This is a genomic window from Anoxybacillus sp. TBDG-1, from assembly GCF_054815885.1.
On record NZ_JBTZSY010000026.1, the window covers coordinates 21011 to 39385 of the forward strand.

General features: G+C 44.8%; 24 protein-coding genes. All 24 read right to left on the reverse strand.

The window, feature by feature from the left end:
• Window positions 1-9: 9 nt before the first annotated feature.
• Window positions 10-324: an NADH-quinone oxidoreductase subunit NuoK gene (nuoK, locus tag ACYQY7_RS09145; RefSeq protein ID WP_461201746.1), complete on the reverse strand. Its 315-nt coding sequence runs from the start codon at window positions 322-324 to the stop codon at window positions 10-12.
• Window positions 321-830 carry an NADH-quinone oxidoreductase subunit J gene (locus ACYQY7_RS09150; RefSeq protein WP_461201747.1) on the reverse strand — a complete coding sequence of 170 codons (510 nt, stop codon included), beginning with the start codon at window positions 828-830 and terminating at the stop codon, window positions 321-323. Before ACYQY7_RS09150 ends, nuoK begins: the two co-directional genes overlap by 4 nt.
• A complete protein-coding gene (gene nuoI, locus ACYQY7_RS09155) occupies window positions 827-1246 on the reverse strand; it encodes an NADH-quinone oxidoreductase subunit NuoI (protein WP_003396988.1) in 420 nt (139 codons plus the stop codon). Before nuoI ends, ACYQY7_RS09150 begins: the two co-directional genes overlap by 4 nt.
• Window positions 1247-1268: 22 nt before the next feature.
• On the reverse strand, window positions 1269-2270 hold the full coding sequence (gene nuoH / locus ACYQY7_RS09160; RefSeq protein WP_461201762.1) for an NADH-quinone oxidoreductase subunit NuoH: 1002 nt from the start codon (window positions 2268-2270) through the stop codon (window positions 1269-1271).
• Complete coding sequence (locus tag ACYQY7_RS09165) at window positions 2270-3370, reverse strand: NADH-quinone oxidoreductase subunit D (protein WP_461201748.1); 1101 nt, start codon at window positions 3368-3370, stop codon at window positions 2270-2272. Before ACYQY7_RS09165 ends, nuoH begins: the two co-directional genes overlap by 1 nt.
• Window positions 3371-3374: 4 nt before the next feature.
• A complete protein-coding gene (locus tag ACYQY7_RS09170; protein WP_461201749.1) occupies window positions 3375-4379 on the reverse strand; it encodes an NADH-quinone oxidoreductase subunit C in 1005 nt (334 codons plus the stop codon).
• Window positions 4380-4892 (reverse strand): NuoB/complex I 20 kDa subunit family protein, encoded by a 513-nt coding sequence (locus ACYQY7_RS09175; protein ID WP_461201750.1) that lies wholly within the window; start codon window positions 4890-4892, stop codon window positions 4380-4382.
• Window positions 4883-5281: an NADH-quinone oxidoreductase subunit A gene (locus ACYQY7_RS09180; RefSeq protein WP_052009615.1), complete on the reverse strand. Its 399-nt coding sequence runs from the start codon at window positions 5279-5281 to the stop codon at window positions 4883-4885. Before ACYQY7_RS09180 ends, ACYQY7_RS09175 begins: the two co-directional genes overlap by 10 nt.
• Before the next feature lie 122 nt (window positions 5282-5403).
• Window positions 5404-5808: a F0F1 ATP synthase subunit epsilon gene (locus ACYQY7_RS09185; protein ID WP_032101314.1), complete on the reverse strand. Its 405-nt coding sequence runs from the start codon at window positions 5806-5808 to the stop codon at window positions 5404-5406.
• Window positions 5809-5832: 24 nt separating this feature from the next.
• A complete protein-coding gene (gene atpD, locus ACYQY7_RS09190; RefSeq protein WP_461201751.1) occupies window positions 5833-7254 on the reverse strand; it encodes a F0F1 ATP synthase subunit beta in 1422 nt (473 codons plus the stop codon).
• A 28-nt stretch (window positions 7255-7282) separates the two neighbouring features.
• Window positions 7283-8143: a F0F1 ATP synthase subunit gamma gene (locus tag ACYQY7_RS09195; protein WP_461201752.1), complete on the reverse strand. Its 861-nt coding sequence runs from the start codon at window positions 8141-8143 to the stop codon at window positions 7283-7285.
• Between the two features lie 70 nt (window positions 8144-8213).
• Window positions 8214-9728 (reverse strand): F0F1 ATP synthase subunit alpha, encoded by a 1515-nt coding sequence (gene atpA / locus ACYQY7_RS09200; protein WP_461201753.1) that lies wholly within the window; start codon window positions 9726-9728, stop codon window positions 8214-8216.
• A gap of 23 nt (window positions 9729-9751) precedes the next feature.
• A complete protein-coding gene (locus ACYQY7_RS09205) occupies window positions 9752-10288 on the reverse strand; it encodes a F0F1 ATP synthase subunit delta (protein WP_461201754.1) in 537 nt (178 codons plus the stop codon).
• Window positions 10285-10794, reverse strand: a complete 510-nt coding sequence (gene atpF / locus ACYQY7_RS09210; RefSeq protein WP_055440889.1) for a F0F1 ATP synthase subunit B — start codon at window positions 10792-10794, stop codon at window positions 10285-10287. Before atpF ends, ACYQY7_RS09205 begins: the two co-directional genes overlap by 4 nt.
• Before the next feature lie 171 nt (window positions 10795-10965).
• Window positions 10966-11178 carry a F0F1 ATP synthase subunit C gene (gene atpE / locus ACYQY7_RS09215; protein WP_003253662.1) on the reverse strand — a complete coding sequence of 71 codons (213 nt, stop codon included), beginning with the start codon at window positions 11176-11178 and terminating at the stop codon, window positions 10966-10968.
• Window positions 11179-11228: 50 nt separating this feature from the next.
• Window positions 11229-11939 carry a F0F1 ATP synthase subunit A gene (gene atpB, locus ACYQY7_RS09220; RefSeq protein ID WP_055440777.1) on the reverse strand — a complete coding sequence of 237 codons (711 nt, stop codon included), beginning with the start codon at window positions 11937-11939 and terminating at the stop codon, window positions 11229-11231.
• A 6-nt stretch (window positions 11940-11945) separates the two neighbouring features.
• Window positions 11946-12323: an ATP synthase subunit I gene (locus ACYQY7_RS09225; protein WP_461201755.1), complete on the reverse strand. Its 378-nt coding sequence runs from the start codon at window positions 12321-12323 to the stop codon at window positions 11946-11948.
• Window positions 12320-12547 carry an AtpZ/AtpI family protein gene (locus tag ACYQY7_RS09230; protein WP_461201756.1) on the reverse strand — a complete coding sequence of 76 codons (228 nt, stop codon included), beginning with the start codon at window positions 12545-12547 and terminating at the stop codon, window positions 12320-12322. Before ACYQY7_RS09230 ends, ACYQY7_RS09225 begins: the two co-directional genes overlap by 4 nt.
• Window positions 12548-12695: 148 nt before the next feature.
• Complete coding sequence (gene wecB, locus ACYQY7_RS09235; RefSeq protein WP_461201757.1) at window positions 12696-13850, reverse strand: non-hydrolyzing UDP-N-acetylglucosamine 2-epimerase; 1155 nt, start codon at window positions 13848-13850, stop codon at window positions 12696-12698.
• Between the two features lie 10 nt (window positions 13851-13860).
• Window positions 13861-14490, reverse strand: a complete 630-nt coding sequence (gene upp / locus ACYQY7_RS09240) for a uracil phosphoribosyltransferase (protein WP_461201758.1) — start codon at window positions 14488-14490, stop codon at window positions 13861-13863.
• Between the two features lie 101 nt (window positions 14491-14591).
• Window positions 14592-15827 (reverse strand): serine hydroxymethyltransferase, encoded by a 1236-nt coding sequence (gene glyA / locus ACYQY7_RS09245; RefSeq protein ID WP_461201759.1) that lies wholly within the window; start codon window positions 15825-15827, stop codon window positions 14592-14594.
• Window positions 15828-15899: 72 nt separating this feature from the next.
• Window positions 15900-16469 (reverse strand): TIGR01440 family protein, encoded by a 570-nt coding sequence (locus tag ACYQY7_RS09250; protein ID WP_461201763.1) that lies wholly within the window; start codon window positions 16467-16469, stop codon window positions 15900-15902.
• Window positions 16470-16491: 22 nt separating this feature from the next.
• Window positions 16492-16935: a ribose 5-phosphate isomerase B gene (gene rpiB, locus ACYQY7_RS09255; protein ID WP_183247579.1), complete on the reverse strand. Its 444-nt coding sequence runs from the start codon at window positions 16933-16935 to the stop codon at window positions 16492-16494.
• 88 nt (window positions 16936-17023) lie between these two features.
• Window positions 17024-18313 (reverse strand): methyl-accepting chemotaxis protein, encoded by a 1290-nt coding sequence (locus ACYQY7_RS09260; protein WP_461201760.1) that lies wholly within the window; start codon window positions 18311-18313, stop codon window positions 17024-17026.
• Window positions 18314-18375 lie beyond the last annotated feature (62 nt).

Below are 18375 nucleotides of genomic sequence, written 5' to 3' on the forward strand. Positions count from 1 at the left end.
TCCCATCCTTTATCGTTTCATCGAATCGACTTCATCAATATGAATCGTTTTGCGATTGCGGTATAGCGCAATTAAAATGGCTAATCCAACTGCTGCTTCTGCCGCGGCAACAGTAATCGTAAAGAGAGAAAACACTTGACCTGTAATGCCCGGGTTTACCCCGTATTTGCTAAATGCGACTAAATTAACATTTACAGCATTTAACATAAGTTCAATACAAATGAGTACGATTACTGTATTACGTTTTGTTAACGCCCCGTACAATCCGATGCAAAATAACAGAAGCGCAAATACGAGATAGGCGGATAACGGTACGCCACTCATTCTCCCGCCTCCTTATCATCTTTTTTCGCTAAAATGACCGCTCCAATTAATGCGACAAGCAACAAAACAGACGCAAGCTCAAACGGAATGACGTACTTCGAATATATCGCGATTCCGATTTGTTCCGTATTTTTATCATGAAGCCCGACTGCTTCACTGCCAAAGTCAAGCGTACGAATGCCAATATACACGACGGCACCAAAAGCAACCGTACCGAGCAAAGCGAACGCTTTTCGAAGCGGGCTACCTGTCGACTGCCCGTCATCTTGATGGCGCGTAAGCATAATGCCAAACAACATAATGATCGTAATTGCCCCAGAATAAATAAGCACTTGAACAGCCGCGACAAATTCAGCGGATAAAAGCACGTAAATGCCGGCGATGCTGACGAACGTAAAGACGAGCGCCACGACCATATGGACGACTTTGTTTAAATTTAACATAAAAATGCCGCCCCCAAGCGCAATGAGCGCAAGAACGAAAAATGCAATATATTGTCCACTCATGGCTTATTCACCTTCCGCACGTTCGTATCGTTTTCATCAAGCCACGTTAAATCTTTAAATAATTCATCGCGGCTATATTCCGCTAATTCAAAGTTGTTCGTCATGACAATCGCCTCGGTTGGGCATACTTCAGTACATAAATCGCATAAAATGCAAATTTCAAAGTTAATGTCGTACGTATCAATAATTTTTCCTTTTTTCGTCGGGTCCGGATGTTTTTTACCCGTCAACTGGATACAGTCGGTCGGGCAAATGTTTGCGCACTGATTGCAAACGATACATTTTTCCGGATAAAACTTTTGAATGCCGCGAAAGCGATCCGGCAGCGGAAGCGGTTCATTCGGATAATCGTACGTCACTTTTTCTTTTGTTAAGTTTTTCAGCGTATACGCTAATCCTTTCATTAAACCGAGCATTTCTGCCCACCCACCTTTTTATTTAAAAAAATAGTTGTTTTACAAGAGCTGTCACAAAAATATTCACGAGCGCAACTGGCAATAACACTTTCCAACCAAATTCCATCAATTGATCGGCACGCACACGCGGAAACGTAATGCGAAACCAAATGAATAAAAAGACGACAACGCTAAATTTTAATGCAAACCAAACAGCTCCTGGAATAAAACCGAGAAACGGAAGCGGATGCCATCCTCCTAAAAAGAGCACAGTCGTTAATGCCGCCATCGCAAAAAAGTACACGTACTCTGCTAGCATGAAAAACGCCCAACGAAAGCCAGAATATTCAACATGGAATCCCGCGACAAGTTCCGATTCAGCTTCTGGTAAGTCAAACGGCGTCCGATTTAACTCTGCCACAGCCGCGACAAGAAAAACGAGAAACCCAATCGGCTGCACAACGATAAACCAAACATCTTTTTGCGCTTCAACAATGTCGTTTAAGTTTAAACTTCCCGATAACAAAATAACACCAATGACAGACATAACAAGCGGCACTTCGTATGAAATCATTTGTGCAGCTGCGCGCATGCCTCCAAGTAGCGCATATTTGTTGTTCGATGCCCATGCGCCTGTGACAACCCCGATGGTTGTTAATCCAGAAACGGCAATGTAATACAATAGCCCTACCCCAATATCAGCAAATTGCAACGCATCGGTAAGCGGCAACGCTGCAAGCACCATAAAAGCAGGAGCAAACGCAATGACCGGTGCTAAAATGAACAATGGACGATCTGCAGCTTTTGGAATCGTATCTTCTTTCAACAGTAGCTTTAACACGTCAGCAACGGTTTGGAGCAACCCCCAGCGTCCTCCAACTTGGTTCGGACCGATGCGACCTTGCATAAATCCCATGACTTTTCGTTCCGCTAAAATGCCATACGTGACAAATCCTAACACAACGAGCAACAGCCCTACGCCAATCGCAAAGAAAATAGCGACATTCGTCCAACTCGGCGTCGACTGCAAAAGTTGTTCCATCATCATCCATCGACCTCCCCAAGCACGATATCAATCGCGCCAAGTATCGCAATTAAATTCGCGATATTTTCCCCTTTAAGTAGTTTCGGAAGGATTTGCAAATTATAAAATGACGGTCGACGGAATTTTAAGCGATACGGCTCTTTTTTCCCGTCGCTCGCAATATAACAACCAATTTCTCCCCGCGGCGACTCGATGCGTACATACGCTTCGCCCGGTGGCGCTTTAATGATTTTTGGCACTTTCGCCATAATTTCGCCGCCATTCGGAAACTGTTCGCACGCTTGCTCAATAATGCAAAGCGATTGCTCAATTTCAGCGAGACGGCACTCATAACGGGCAAAACAGTCACCTTCTGTGCGTACAGGTACATCAAAATCAAACCGATCATAAATCGAATACGGTTCGTCTTTTCTTAAATCCCATTTCACTCCTGTACAACGTAAATTAACGCCGCTTAACGAATATGCTAACGCTTCTTCTTTCGTGTATTTGCCGACGCCGATGACGCGATTGCGGAAAATTTCGTTTCCTGTAACGAGCTCATGATAGCCTTCGAGCTGCTTGCGCATATACGGAACGAACTGCTTGACTTTGTCGATCCATCCATCTGGCGCATCCCATTTTACTCCACCAACACGCATGTAGTTAAATGTGAGCCGCGCACCTGACAGTTCGTTTAATAGATTAATAATCATTTCTCGTTCACGAAACGCATATAAAAACGGACTGACTGCACCAATATCAAGCAAATACGTTCCCCACCAAACGAGGTGGCTTGCAATGCGACCAAGTTCCATCGCAAGCACACGTAAATATTCCGCCCGCTCTGGCACTTCAATGCCCATCATCGTTTCCACTGCATGACAAATGACGTAGTTGTTCGTCATCGCGGATAAATAGTCCATCCGATCTGTATACGGGATAATTTGCGTATACTGCAAATTTTCTGCGATTTTTTCTGTCCCGCGATGAAGATAACCGATGACGGGAGTCGCTTCTTTAATCATCTCTCCATCAATTTTTAGCACGAGGCGAAATACCCCATGCGTGCTCGGATGTTGTGGTCCGACGTTTAAAAGCATCTCCTCTGTTCTCAGCACGTCCTTACCCCTCCATATCGTACGGCTCGTAATCTTTCCGGAGCGGATAGCCGACCCAGTTTTCCCCTAAGAAAATGCGAATGAGTTGTGGATGACCTTCAAAACGAATGCCAAGCAAATCGTACGCCTCGCACTCCGGCCAATTCGCCCCTGGCCAAAGCGGAACAAGCGAATCAATAACCGGATCGTCACGATCAATTTTTACTTTCAGCGCAACGGACTGGCGATTTTTATAAGAATGCAAGTGGACGTACACTTCCATATGCGTTTGGAAATCTGTTCCGTGCAATTCGGATAAATAATCAAAACTTAGTTGCTCATTATATTTTAAAAACTCAGCCACTTTAAAATATGTATCTTTTTTCACAACGAGCGTCGGTACGTCTTTCGACAAACGATTGATGTAAGCGTTTTCTAATACATCCTTTCCGAGATGCTCTTCAATGACTTTGACGTATTTGTCGAGATATGGCTGATTTGGTGACGGTTTTTCCTCTTTTTCTTCAGCGACATCTGCACTTTTTACTTTTGCTGCCGCTGCGGCTTTTGCTTTTGCCGCTGCTGCCGCTTTTTTCTTCGCCAATTCTTCTTCGCTTAATTCTCCTGCCTCTGCCGCTTTTTGTTTCGCTAACGCTGCGGCTTTCGCTTTTGCCGCTGCTGCCGCTTTTTTCTTCGCCAATTCTTCTTCGCTTAATTCTCCTGCCTCTGCCGCTTTTTGTTTCGCTAACGCTGCGGCTTTCGCTTTTGCCGCTGCTGCCGCTTTTTTCTTCGCCAATTCTTCTTCGCTTAATTCTCCTGCCTCTGCCGCTTTTTGTTTCGCTAACGCTGCGGCTTTCGCTTTTGCCGCTGCTGCCGCTTTTTTCTTCGCAAGCGCAAGGTCATCTTCGCTTTCGAGCGTTGGCTCGGTTTGTTCCGTCGCCTGCTTCGCTGCAAGTCGCTCTTTTGCTAATTGTTTTGCGCGTTCCGCTGCTTCTTTTTTTAGTTGCTGTAAATCTTTTTCCTCGCTCATTTACAGCACCTTCTTTCCAATTTTCGCTTCATAGCGAATTTTCTCTTTTAGCTTGTTAATGCCATAAATTAATGCGGCTGGATTTGGCGGACAGCCCGGAATGTATACGTCAACAGGTACAATTTGATCGACACCTTTCACAACGCAATACGACTTCACATACGGACCTCCTGCCGTCGCACACGATCCCATCGCGATGACCCATTTCGGTTCAGGCATTTGATCGTACAGACGACGAACAATGGGAGCCATTTTTTTCGTCACAGTTCCTGAAACGATCATGACATCTGATTGACGAGGTGATGTGCGAAAGAAAGATCCGAAGCGATCTAAATCGTAATGCGAAGAACCAACTCCCATCATTTCAATGGCACAACAGGCAAGACCGAACGTGAGCGGCCATAAGGAATTGCTGCGCGCCCATGCTTTGAGCTGTTCTAACGTCGTTAAAAAAACGTTGCGACGCATTTCTTCCATTTCTTGATCTGATACGTTCAATAATTTTACATCCATTTTAACACCTTCTTCTTCCAAGCATACACAAGTCCAATCAACAACATGACAACGAAAATGAGCATTTCAATAAGCGCAAATGCACCAAGCTTATCAAACGCAACAGCCCATGGATATAAAAATACCGTTTCTACATCAAAAATGACGAACAATAACGCAAAAATGTAATATCGTACGTTAAACTGCACGCGCGAATCATGGAACGGATCTAATCCGCTTTCGTACGTCGTTTGTTTCGCTGCATTTGGCGCATGCGGACGAAGGAAACGACCGGCTGTAAGCGCAACGATTGGAAGTAAAATGCCTAAACAAAGAAACACAAAGACGACTACATAACTGTTTACATAAACGTTCAACGATGTCCCACCCCTTTGTGACTTTATACACATTTTTCGAAAACGTCATACTATTACGACTGTAACCGATAACATTATATCACTTCTTCACATATGTGTCGATAAAACTTGTTCCAAAAATAAACAAAAAACCCTAAGAGGCGATGCTCTTAGGGTTAAAAATGACGATTTGCCACATTTAAACGGTTAATTGCACGACGTAAAGCTAATTCTGCCCGTTTATGATCGATTTCATCTTGTTTCGCTTGCAAGCGGCGTTCAGCCCGTTCTTTCGCCGCTTTTGCCCGCGCAACGTCAATATCTTCTGCTCGTTCTGCAGCTTGCGCCAAAATCGTTACACGATCAGGGCGAACTTCTAAAAAGCCACCGCTCACCGCTACAAGTTCAGTCGCATTTCCTTTCTTTAAGCGAACTGCGCCAATCTCGAGCGGTGCGACCATCGGAATGTGCCCTGGCAACACGCCGAGTTCGCCGCTTTGTGCTTTAGCGCTCACCATTTCCACATCCGCTTCATATACTGGGCCGTCCGGAGTTACGACACTGACTTTAATCGTCTTCATGAAAAAATCCTCCTCGGTCCCTTATTAAACTTCTACGCCCATTTTTCTCGCTTTTTCAACAACTTCTTCAATACGGCCGACTAAGCGGAACGCATCTTCTGGAAGATGGTCATATTTTCCTTCCAAAATTTCTTTAAAGCCACGAACTGTTTCTTTTACAGGAACGTATGAACCAGGTTGTCCTGTAAACTGTTCAGCGACGTGGAAGTTTTGTGACAAGAAGAACTGAATGCGACGAGCGCGATGAACGACAAGTTTATCTTCTTCTGAAAGCTCATCCATACCAAGGATGGCGATAATGTCTTGCAATTCTTTATAGCGTTGCAACGTTTGTTGTACCTTACGTGCAACTTGGTAATGCTCTTCCCCAACAATTTCTGGTGAAAGCGCACGAGATGTCGATGCAAGCGGGTCTACCGCTGGATAAATACCCATCTCTGATAATTTACGCTCTAAGTTGGTTGTCGCATCTAAGTGCGCGAACGTTGTCGCTGGTGCTGGGTCTGTGTAGTCGTCCGCTGGAACGTAAATCGCTTGGATCGACGTAACTGAACCGACAGCTGTTGATGTAATACGCTCTTGTAATTGACCCATTTCTGTCGCAAGTGTTGGTTGGTAACCTACCGCTGAAGGCATGCGTCCTAATAGGGCAGAAACTTCTGAACCTGCTTGCGTGAAACGGAAAATGTTGTCGATGAAGAACAATACGTCTTGTCCTTGCTCATCACGGAAATATTCCGCCATTGTTAATCCTGTTAGCGCAACGCGCATACGTGCTCCAGGTGGCTCGTTCATCTGACCGAATACCATCGCTGTTTTGTTAATAACGCCAGAGTCTTTCATTTCATGGTACAAGTCGTTTCCTTCGCGCGTACGCTCACCAACGCCGGCGAATACGGAAATACCACCGTGCTCTTGCGCGATGTTGTTAATTAACTCTTGGATTAAAACCGTTTTTCCTACCCCTGCACCACCGAACAAGCCGATTTTTCCACCTTTAATATAAGGGGCAAGAAGGTCTACAACTTTAATTCCTGTTTCAAGAATTTCAACTTGTGTTGAAAGTTGTTCGAATTTTGGTGCTGGACGGTGAATTGCATCGCGACGAGCGTCTGCTGGAATTTCTTCTCCTAAGTCAATCGGCTCTCCTAATACGTTAAATACGCGTCCGAGCGTGACTTCACCGACAGGAACAGAAATCGGTGCTCCCGTATCGATGACTTCTATTCCACGCACTAATCCGTCAGTCGTTGACATCGCAATTGTGCGCACTGTGTCGTCCCCAAGGTGAAGGGCTACTTCTAACGTTAAGTCGATATCGACTTCTTTTTCGTTACGCGCTTTATGTTTAATTTTTAGGGCGTTGTAAATCGCAGGTAAGTGTCCGTCTTCGAACTTAACGTCTACAACGGGACCCATAACTTGAATAACGCGTCCTTTTGCCATCGTTTTCCCTCCTAACTGCTAATCAACGTTATTGCAATGCGTTCGCTCCGGCCACAATCTCTGTAATTTCTTGCGTAATTGCTGCTTGACGGGCACGGTTGTAAGAAAGCGTAAGTGTCCGAATCAATTCTTTTGCGTTATCTGTTGCGTTTTTCATCGCTGTCATCCGCGCCGCATGCTCGCTCGCTTTCGCATCGAGCAGCGCGCCATAAATTAAGCTTTCAGCGTATTGCGGCAACAACACTTCTAAAATTTCTTCTTGTGACGGTTCAAATTCATAAGTTGTTAACTTCTTCTCTGACGCTAAATCAGTTAATGGCAATAACTTTTTCTCCGTCACATCTTGTTGGATGGCGCTGACGAAATGATTGTAAAACATGTACAACTCATCAAACGTACCATCTGCGAACATGTTCACCGTTTCGTTCGCAATTTCTTTAATGTCCGCAAACGTTGGTTGATCTGGCAAACCGGTAATATGTAAAGCTACCGGAATGTTGCGACGTTTAAAGAAATTTAAGCCGACGCGACCGATCGCAATAATCGCATATTCTTCTGTCGAACGGTGACGTTCTTGAATTGTTTGAAAAACGGTACGAAGCACGTTGCTGTTGTAGGCGCCAGCTAAGCCACGGTCCGATGTAATTACTAAATATCCCGTCTTTTTTACCGGGCGCTTTACAAGCATTGGATGAGAAGCGTCGTTGCTACCAAGCGCAACGCTCGCTACGACCTCTTGAATTTTTTCCATATACGGCGTAAACGATCTTGCATTATGTTCCGCACGGTTTAATTTTGATGCCGAGACCATTTCCATCGCTTTTGTAATTTGGCTCGTCTTTTTTGTCGTGTTAATGCGCGCTTTTATATCGCGTAATGATGCTCCCAAAGGTTTCACCACCTTTTTCGCTCAATTGTTGAAAGGGGACGGAACAGCTATGCTGTTCCGCTCACTTTTCTTACTCCGATACAACAAACGTCTTTTTGAACGCTTCAATCGCTTTGTTGAGGTCTTCTTCGTTTGGAAGATCACCTGTTGTGCGAATGTGTTCCATTAGCTTTTGACCGTTTTCGTCTTTATCCAACCACGCATGGAACTCTTTTTCAAAGCGGCGAATGTCTTCTACTGGAATGTCATCTAAGAAGCCGCGTGTTAATGCGTAAATAATTGCTACTTGTTTTTCAACTGGTAGCGGCTCATGTAAACCTTGTTTTAACACTTCAACTGTGCGCGCACCGCGAGCAAGTTTCGCTTGTGTCGCTTTATCAAGGTCCGAACCGAACTGCGCGAACGCCTCTAACTCGCGGTATGCTGCTAAGTCAAGACGCAACGTACCAGATACTTTTTTCATCGCTTTAATTTGCGCTGCTCCACCGACGCGCGATACAGAAAGACCGGCGTTAATCGCTGGACGCACGCCTGAGAAGAATAAATCAGACTGTAAGAAAATTTGTCCGTCTGTAATGGAAATGACGTTCGTTGGAATGTATGCTGAAATGTCGCCCGCTTGCGTTTCAACGAACGGCAACGCTGTTAATGAACCTGCACCTTTTGCATCGCTTAATTTTGCTGCGCGCTCAAGCAAGCGAGAATGCAAGTAGAATACGTCACCCGGATACGCTTCACGACCTGGCGGACGGCGTAATAACAACGAAAGCTCACGGTAAGCTGCCGCTTGTTTTGATAAGTCATCATATACAACAAGAACGTGTTGTCCTTTGTACATGAAGTATTCGCCCATCGTTACGCCCGCATATGGTGCTAAGAATAAAAGCGGAGCTGGCTGTGACGCAGACGCTGTAACGACGATTGTGTAATCTAATGCACCGTATTTACGCAACGTCTCAACGACGTTACGAACGGTTGATTCTTTTTGTCCGATCGCCACATAAATACAAATCATGTTTTTCCCTTTTTGGTTGATGATTGTATCTACTGCAACGGACGTTTTTCCTGTTTGACGGTCTCCGATAATTAACTCACGTTGACCGCGACCGATTGGCACAAGCGCGTCAATCGCCTTAATTCCCGTTTGTAATGGCTCATGAACAGATTTACGATCCATAACACCAGGGGCTGGACTTTCAATCGGACGAGTTTCTGTCGTCTCAATTGGGCCAAGTCCGTCGACTGGTTGACCTAATGGATTCACCACGCGACCGATTAACGCTTCACCGACTGGCACCTCCATAATGCGACCTGTGCGACGTACTTCATCGCCCTCTTTAATGCCTGTATATGGTCCTAAAATAACGATACCGACATTGTTTTCTTCTAAGTTTAGCGCCAATCCCATGACGCCATTGGCAAACTCAACAAGCTCTCCTGACATAACGTTGTCGAGGCCATGAGCACGAGCGATTCCGTCACCGACTTGAATGACTGTACCGACATCGCTCACTTCGATTTCAGACTGATAGTTTTCAATTTGCTTTTTTATCAGCGCGCTAATTTCTTCCGCTTTGATGCTCATGCATTTCACCCCTATCTATAAAGTTAGCGAGTTAACTGTCGCTGTAATCTTGCTAATTTTCCGCTGACGCTTCCGTCGAAAATGCGGTTTCCGATGCGCACTTTGACGCCGCCGATCACATCTTTATCGATGATGTTCGTCATGCGAAGCGCGTCGACGCCGACTTTTTTCGCAAACACATCTGCAAGCGCATTCGTTTCATCTTCCGTTAACGGACGAGCGGAATAAACGATCGCCTCAGCTACACCGCGCGCCTCATTTGCTAGCGCAATAAACGCATCGGCTAAATCGCTGATGATATCGATGCGATGGCGATCTAAAAGCAACATGAGCGTATGTTGCAATACCTTTGAAATGTTTGCAAATGCTTCTTGGACGAGCGCTTTCTTTTTCGTTAGCGCAATTTTTGGATGGTTTAGCACAGAAAGAAGCGCTTCATTTTGTGCAAACACTTGTTTGACGACGCGAAGTTCTTGTTCGAGCTGATCAAGAAGCTGTTGTTCTTTCGCAATTTCAAAAAGTGCCGACGCATATCGTTTCGCTACGACTTGTTTGTTCATCGGCTTTCTCCTACCTCTTGAATATACTCGTTAATCAGCTTCGCTTGATCTTGTTCGCTCAATTCTTTCTCAATGACTTTTGATGCAATAAGTACGGATAACGAAGCAACTTGTTGGCGCAACGCTGCCATCGCCTGTTCTTTTTCTTGTGCGATTTCTTTTTTCGCCGCTTCTTTTAGGCGCTCTGCTTCTTGGCGAGCCGCTTGAATGATTTGTTCTTTTTGCTCTTCGCCAAGTTTGCGTGCTTCTTCAATAAGCGCTTGCGCTTCTTGGCGTGATTTTTTCATTAATTCGCGTTGCTCTTCCGCAAGCTTTTTCGCTTCTTGATGATGTTTTTCTGCTTGCTCAATTTCGTTCGCAATGTGCTCTTCGCGTTGTTTCATGACGCCCATTAACGGACCGAACGCATATTTACGAAGCAAGAACATGAGCAAGAGGAACATGATTAATTGGAATAAGATGTCGCCGCCGTTGAACCCATGTCCACCAGCACCTAATACAAACATGTTTACCACCGCGCGTTTCACTCCCTTCAAAAATCGCCCGAATTATCGATCGGAACGTGTGCGTACGAACATAAAGGAATGGCGAAGGTTCTCATGGAATGATCTTCGCCATTGTTGAACGAGTTTCGTTTCCGTATGCAGTTATAGCTCGTTTCGAACGAGCGCTCAGTTCTAGCGACCTTGAACCATGAACGCGATAACGACCGCGATGATTGGGATCGCTTCGACTAACGCTACCCCGATGAACATCGTTGTTTGTAACATACCGCGCGCCTCTGGTTGACGTGCAATTCCCTCTACTGTACGAGATACGATTAAACCGTTACCAATACCAGCACCAAGTGCCGCTAAACCAATTGCAATTGCAGCTGCTAATACACCCATTTGAAAAGTCCTCCTTCAATTTTTTATGTTGAAATGAATGTGTATGAAAATTAATGGTCATGACTCACTTTGTGCGCCATATAAACCATTGTTAACATCGTGAAAATGAACGCTTGGATCGCGCCGACGAAAATACTAAACCCTTGCCATGCGATCGTCGGAATGATCGCCGCAATCGTTCCCCCGACTCCTGTCGCTAAACTTCCCGCCAAGAGCGCCAACAAAATTTCACCCGCAAAAATGTTTCCGTATAAACGGAGACCGAGCGTTAATGTGTTTGCAAACTCTTCAATAATTTTTAGCGGGAATAAAATTGGCATCGGGCTAACGAACCCTTTCGCATATTCTTTAAATCCATTAAGCTTGATGCCGTAGTAGTGCGATAACGCCACAACCATCGTTGCCAACGTTAACGTCACAACCGGGTCAGCTGTTGGGGATTTCCACCACAACTTGTTGTCAATGACGACTGAAAATGGTAGACCGAGCATATTTGCTACAAAAATGTACATGATGAGCGTCATACCAAGGATATGAAAGCGTCCACCTGTTTTCCAATCCATATTGCTTTTAATAATGCCTTTGACAAAATCCATGACCCATTCAAGGAAGTTTTGCATTCCCGTTGGCTTCATCGCTAAGTTGCGTGTTGCTAATACGGCAATGACAAACACAATGACGGATGTAACCGTAATCATTAATACGTTGGCTAAGTTAAATGTTAAGCCAAACAACGTGTATAAAGGAGCTTCGTGATGCATCTGTACTCACCTCTCTTCCCCTTTTGTTTTTTGGAAAAAGAAATCTATTATAATGACAATATAAGATGTCATTAATCCCAATACGATCCACCCAACAGAAAACTGCTCTGGCCAACGAAAAGCAATGAAAACAGCCAACGCAGCAGCAGCCATGCGTGACATCATGCCAAGTGAGCGCGCTTTTTGACCAGACGCAATCGCTTGTCCAAATCGTTCAACTTTCCGCACCATCGTCCAGCCGTTATATAAGCTAATAACTGTTCCGAGAAGCAAACTTGAAAACGCTTGCGAATAAGGCGTAAATGCCCAACCAAGCACGTAAACCGCCAGCAAATATAGTATGTACGATTTGTGACGTCGCCAATGTTGTTGTAGCTCGTTCATTTTTCCTCTCCTGAAAAAAATGAGCGAATGAGACGAATCGTTGCATAAACACCTGCGGCTAAACCGAGAAGCAAACCGATAATTAAAAAGAGTGGTTCGGTACTAAAACGCTCATCGACAAAGCGCCCTCCAAAAATCCCGACTAAAATAGAGCCGGCAAGTTGGGAAGAAATAGCCGTCATCAAACCGATCGCTCGAAACGGATGGCGCTCATGTTGCCGCATACGAAAGCCTCACTTTTCATTTTCAGAATTTACTGTATTTTTAAAAAGGTTATCGTTATCCCTTTGTAAGCATACAATAGTGAAAACGTGATGTCAATGCGTTCGGTCACAAAAAGAGGGAAAATTTTTGGTAAAGAAAAGGGATGCGTCATGACATCCCTTTCTCGTGCTGAAATGGCGCTGGCGGAACATCGCTTTGTTTGAAATAGTAGCGAATCGCTTCGACAATCCGCTGCGATGCCCACCCATCACCGTACGGATTTGACGCTTTTGCCATTTGATCATATGCTTTTTCATCTGTTAATAGTTCACTTGCTAGCTTGTAAATCGTTTGTTCGTCGGTCCCAGCTAACTTGAGTGTTCCTGCTTCAATGCCTTCAGGGCGCTCCGTCGTATCGCGCAACACGAGAACAGGCACGCCAAGCGAAGGGGCTTCTTCTTGTACACCGCCTGAATCTGTTAAAATGATGTGCGCTCTTGCTGCAAAGTTATGAAAGTCGATTACATCTAACGGCTCAATTAAATGAATGCGTTTATCATTTCCTAATACGTCGTTCGCTAACTCACGTACGACAGGATTTAAATGAACAGGGTAAACGACTTGCACATCATCATAATCTTCCACTAGCCTTTTGACTGCACGGAACATATTTCGCATCGGCTCGCCAAGGTTTTCACGGCGGTGCGCTGTTAATAAAATCATGCGGCTTCCTGCAACCTTTTCTAAAATCGGATGCGTATACGTTTCACGCACTGTTGTTTTTAACGCATCAATTGCCGTATTACCTGTAATGAAAATCGCATCTTCCCGTTTATTTTCCGCACGCAAATTTTCGGCTGCTTTCGCTGTCGGAGCAAAATGCAAATCAGCTAATACGCCCGTCAACTGTCGATTCATTTCTTCTGGAAACGGCGAGTATTTGTTCCACGTTCGAAGTCCTGCTTCCACGTGCCCGACGGCAATTTGGTTATAAAACGCTGCCAGACTAGCGACAAATGTCGTTGTCGTGTCGCCGTGGACAAGGACGATGTCTGGCTTTACTTTTTTCATGACATCGTCTAAACCAGCAAGCGCCCTTGTCGTAATATCGACAAGCGTTTGACGCTCTTTCATAATGTTCAAATCGTAGTGTGGTTGAATACCGAAAATATGAAGCACTTGATCGAGCATTTGACGATGTTGCGCTGTGACGGTCACAATCGATTCAATGTCTTCGTACTTTTGCAACTCTAAAACGAGCGGAGCCATTTTAATCGCTTCCGGCCTCGTCCCAAAAATGGTCATCACTTTTCGTTTATTCATCACGCCCACCTTACTTCGTTCCGAATAGACGGTCTCCAGCATCGCCAAGACCTGGTACGATATAGCCGTGATCGTTCAATTTTTCGTCTAATGCGGCAATGTAAATATCGACATCTGGATGCGCTTGTTGCACCGCCTCTACTCCTTCTGGTGCGGCGATTAAACACATAAACTTAATGTTTTTCGCGCCACGTTTTTTCAGCGCATGAATCGCTTCAACAGCTGATCCCCCTGTCGCAAGCATCGGATCGACGACAATAAAGTCGCGCTCTTCAACATCTGTCGGAAGCTTGACGTAATACTCCACCGGTTTTAACGTCTCCGGGTCGCGATATAAGCCGATATGTCCGACTTTTGCCGCTGGAATGAGCTTTAAAATGCCGTCCACCATTCCGATCCCTGCCCGTAAAATCGGGATGATCCCTAGTTTTTTCCCTGCAATCATTTTCGCTTTTGCTTTGCTGACAGGCGTTTCAATTTCGACTTCTTGAAGCGGCAAGTCACGCGTAATTTCAAATGCCATGAGCGTCGCCACTTCTTCGACAAGCTCCCGAAACTCTTTTGTCCCTGTATGTTTGTCGCGAATGTATGTAAGCTTATGTTGAATTAACGGATGATCAAATACGTACACTTTACTCATATCAGTCGCCCCTTTTTGTAATATGCATTCTTGTAAATTTTACATAAAAACAACGGATGATTCAACTGAAGAAAAGGTGCCCCAGTTCGGGACACCTACCATTACGCATACAATGGGAATTTCTCAGTTAACGCAGCCACGCGACGGCGCGCTTCATCTAATTTTTGTTCATCGTCTTTATGTTTGAGCGCAATGGAAATGATGCGCGCAATTTCATCCATTTCCTCGGGTCCAAAGCCACGGCTCGTTACCGCCGCTGTACCGATGCGAATGCCGCTTGTGACAAACGGGCTTTCCGGGTCGTATGGAATCGTATTTTTATTCACTGTAATACCGATTTCATCAAGCACTTTTTCAGCCACTTTTCCTGTTAATCCGATCGAACGTAGGTCAATTAATAATAAATGATTGTCCGTTCCACCAGAGACGAGCGTAAATCCTTCTGCTGTTAACGCTTCTGCTAAATGTTTCGCATTGTTTACAATGTTTTGCGCATACGTTTTGAAATCGTCTCGTAACGCCTCACCGAGCGCGACAGCTTTTGCGGCGATGACGTGCATCAACGGACCGCCTTGAATGCCTGGGAAAATCGCTTTATCAATTTGTTTCGCAAATTGCTCTTGGCATAAAATCATTCCCCCGCGTGGGCCGCGCAATGTTTTATGCGTCGTTGTCGTCACAAAATGAGCATACGGAACAGGATTTGGATGCAAACCTGCCGCGACAAGCCCTGCGATATGTGCCATATCAACCATAAAATAAGCGCCTACTTCATCAGCGATTTCACGAAACTTCGCAAAGTCAATCGTGCGAGGATATGCGCTTGCCCCAGCAACGATCAATTTCGGTTTATGTTTTAATGCTTTTTCGCGAACATCGTCGTAATTAATGCGGTGCGTCTCTGGATCAACGCCATACTCGATGAAATTGTATTGAATACCGCTAAAATTCACCGGGCTTCCGTGCGTCAAATGTCCCCCGTGTGACAAATTCATGCCAAGTACAGTATCCCCATGCTGTAAAATTGTAAAATATACCGCCATGTTCGCTTGTGCCCCAGAATGCGGCTGAACATTTGCATGCTCCGCTCCGAACAATTGTTTTGCACGTTCGCGCGCAAGCTCTTCAACGACGTCAACATGTTCACAACCGCCGTAATATCGACGTCCCGGGTATCCTTCCGCATACTTGTTCGTTAATACCGATCCTTGCGCTTCCATGACCGCTTCGCTAACGAAGTTTTCTGATGCAATTAATTCAATTTTCGTTTGTTGTCGTTTCAATTCATCTTGAATAGCTTGAAATACTTGTGGATCTTGCTGTGACAAGCGACTCATTGACAATCCTCCCCTAAAGTGTGAATATTCTTTTTTATCTTAACACATTTTCAAATGAAAAAGTGAACAAAATTAACCGATCGAACATGATTTGTTCGCCTTTTCTTGTGAATAAACGGCGCGCTCACCCCCGATCAGTTTCGGTCGTGTTTTCGCAAATGTGAGCGTCGCATGTCCAATTTGTTTGATCGATGTTCGCACAGGAACAGCGACATGCTTTAAATGCATACCGATTAATGTAGCGCCGATGTCGATGCCTGCATCTGCCTGAATATGTTCAACGACGACAGGGTCATCTAGCTGTGTATATGCATATGCCGCCATCGCCCCTCCTGCGTTACGAATCGGAATAACAGTTACGATTTCAAGCTGCTTCGTCATCGCTGTTTGTCGTTCCACAACTAACGCTCGGTTTAAATGTTCACAACATTGAAAAGCAAGCTGAACTCCTGTTTCCTCACGCCACCGTTTTAATTCTTGAAACAACATCGCTGCCACGTCCATTGTGCCTGCCGTTCCAATCTTTTCTCCAATGACTTCACTTGTACTACATCCGATGACGACAACATCTTTTTCCGTCAATGACACTTGAGCACGAAACTCCGCAAGCGCCTTTTGCCATTGACCGCGCCATTGTTTCATGTCCGTCACGACATTCCCACCTTTATTGCTCGTTTTCATAAGCGGAAATCTTTTGAATGCGTTTTTCGTGGCGTCCCCCTTCAAATGGAGTCGTCAGCCATACTTTCGCAATTTCTCGCGCTAATCCCGGTCCAATGACGCGCTCGCCCATCGCTAATATATTGCTGTCGTTATGCTCCCGCGTCGCTTTCGCACTAAATACGTCATGAACGAGCGCACAACGAATACCTTTCACTTTATTTGCGGCAATGCTCATTCCAATGCCTGTTCCACAAATTAAAATGCCGCGGTCAAATTCACCGCTCGCTACTTTCTCTGCGACCGGCAACGCGTAATCTGGATAGTCGACCGATGTTTCGCACTCACAACCAAAGTCTGTATATTCAATACCCATTTCATCCATTAGTTTTTTAATTTCCTCACGAATACGAATGCCACCATGGTCTGATGCAATAGCTACTTTCACGTTTAAACCCCTCCTCAATCGTTGTAAAGAAAAAACCGTCTCCTTTCATTTTAACGGGTTGAGACGGTCTTTTCATCATTTATTATGCTTATAAACGAAAACGGGCAATCGTTTGTTTTAATTTTTCTGCTTGTTCTCCAAGCTCCATCGCTAGCTCACGCATGCTTTCAATGACGACTGTTTGCTCTTGTGTCGCTGCTGTCACTTCTTCCGCACCAGCTGATGTTTGCTCAGCAATCGCAGCCACTTCTTGTGATTGAACAGATGTTTGTTGAATGTATTTCGTTTGTTCATCAACAAGTTGCGCAATTTGCTTTACCGCATTCGCCACTTCATGAATGGATGCACTCATATGCGAAATGGCTTCATTTGTTTCGTTTCCTTTTTTCGCTTCTTCATTCGCCTTGTTCACTTGTTCCGTAATTTGACTGACGACGTTTGCTACTTCATGTTGAATATTTTGAACGAGCTCTGAAATGCCTTGTACCGCTTTAGCACTTTCATCTGCTAATTTCCTTACTTCTTCTGCAACGACAGCAAACCCTTTGCCATGTTCTCCTGCACGCGCTGCCTCAATTGAAGCATTTAACGCTAATAAATTCGTCTGCCCTGCAATATCTCCAACAAGCGAAATGATTTGCCCGACTTCTTTTGCATGCTCTTCTAAACGTTTTACAACATGCAATGACGACTCGTTGCTTTTCGCTAACTGTTGAATGCCAGCAATCAGCGAACCGATCACGCGCTGACTATCTTCAAGTGTTGCTACCATCTCAGTCGATAGTTTTTCTGACTGCATCGCTTTTTGTTGTACATTTCCCGCAATCGCTAATACATCTTCTACCGCTTCGGCTGTCGTCTGCATTGCCACCGCAGAATTATCCGCCCCTTTTGAAATTTCATCAATCGTACGCGCAATGTTTTCTGCTTGTTCCGCAGCGGTACGAGACACGTTTGTCATCTCAACGACTTTTTCATTCGTATGCGCAAAATTATGTTGAATGTTGCGCACCATGTCACGCAAATTGTTCAACATCGTATTAAATGCAAGCGCAAGCGAACGGATTTCATCATCGGATTTCGGCACAGGCACATCTTGTCCAATTTCACCTTCTGCGGCTTTTAACGCGGCCTGCTCAAGTTGAGAAAGCGGTTTCGTGATAAAACGCGCCGCAAAATATGCCAATACACCAGACCAAAAAATACCGAGCAATAACGTCACGATGGTAAACGTATTTTTTCCAAACGGAAGCCATTGTTTAACGTAATCGTAAAGAACATAAATGTAAAAAGCGCTCGTTGAATACGTAATGATTGCTAATACGGTCGTAAAAATGGCTAGCTTTTTTTGTAAGCTAAATGTGTATTTTCCCCCCATCATAATGTCCGTTACAGAAAACTTACAAAACTTTATAAATAATCTATTAATTATTTATAAAG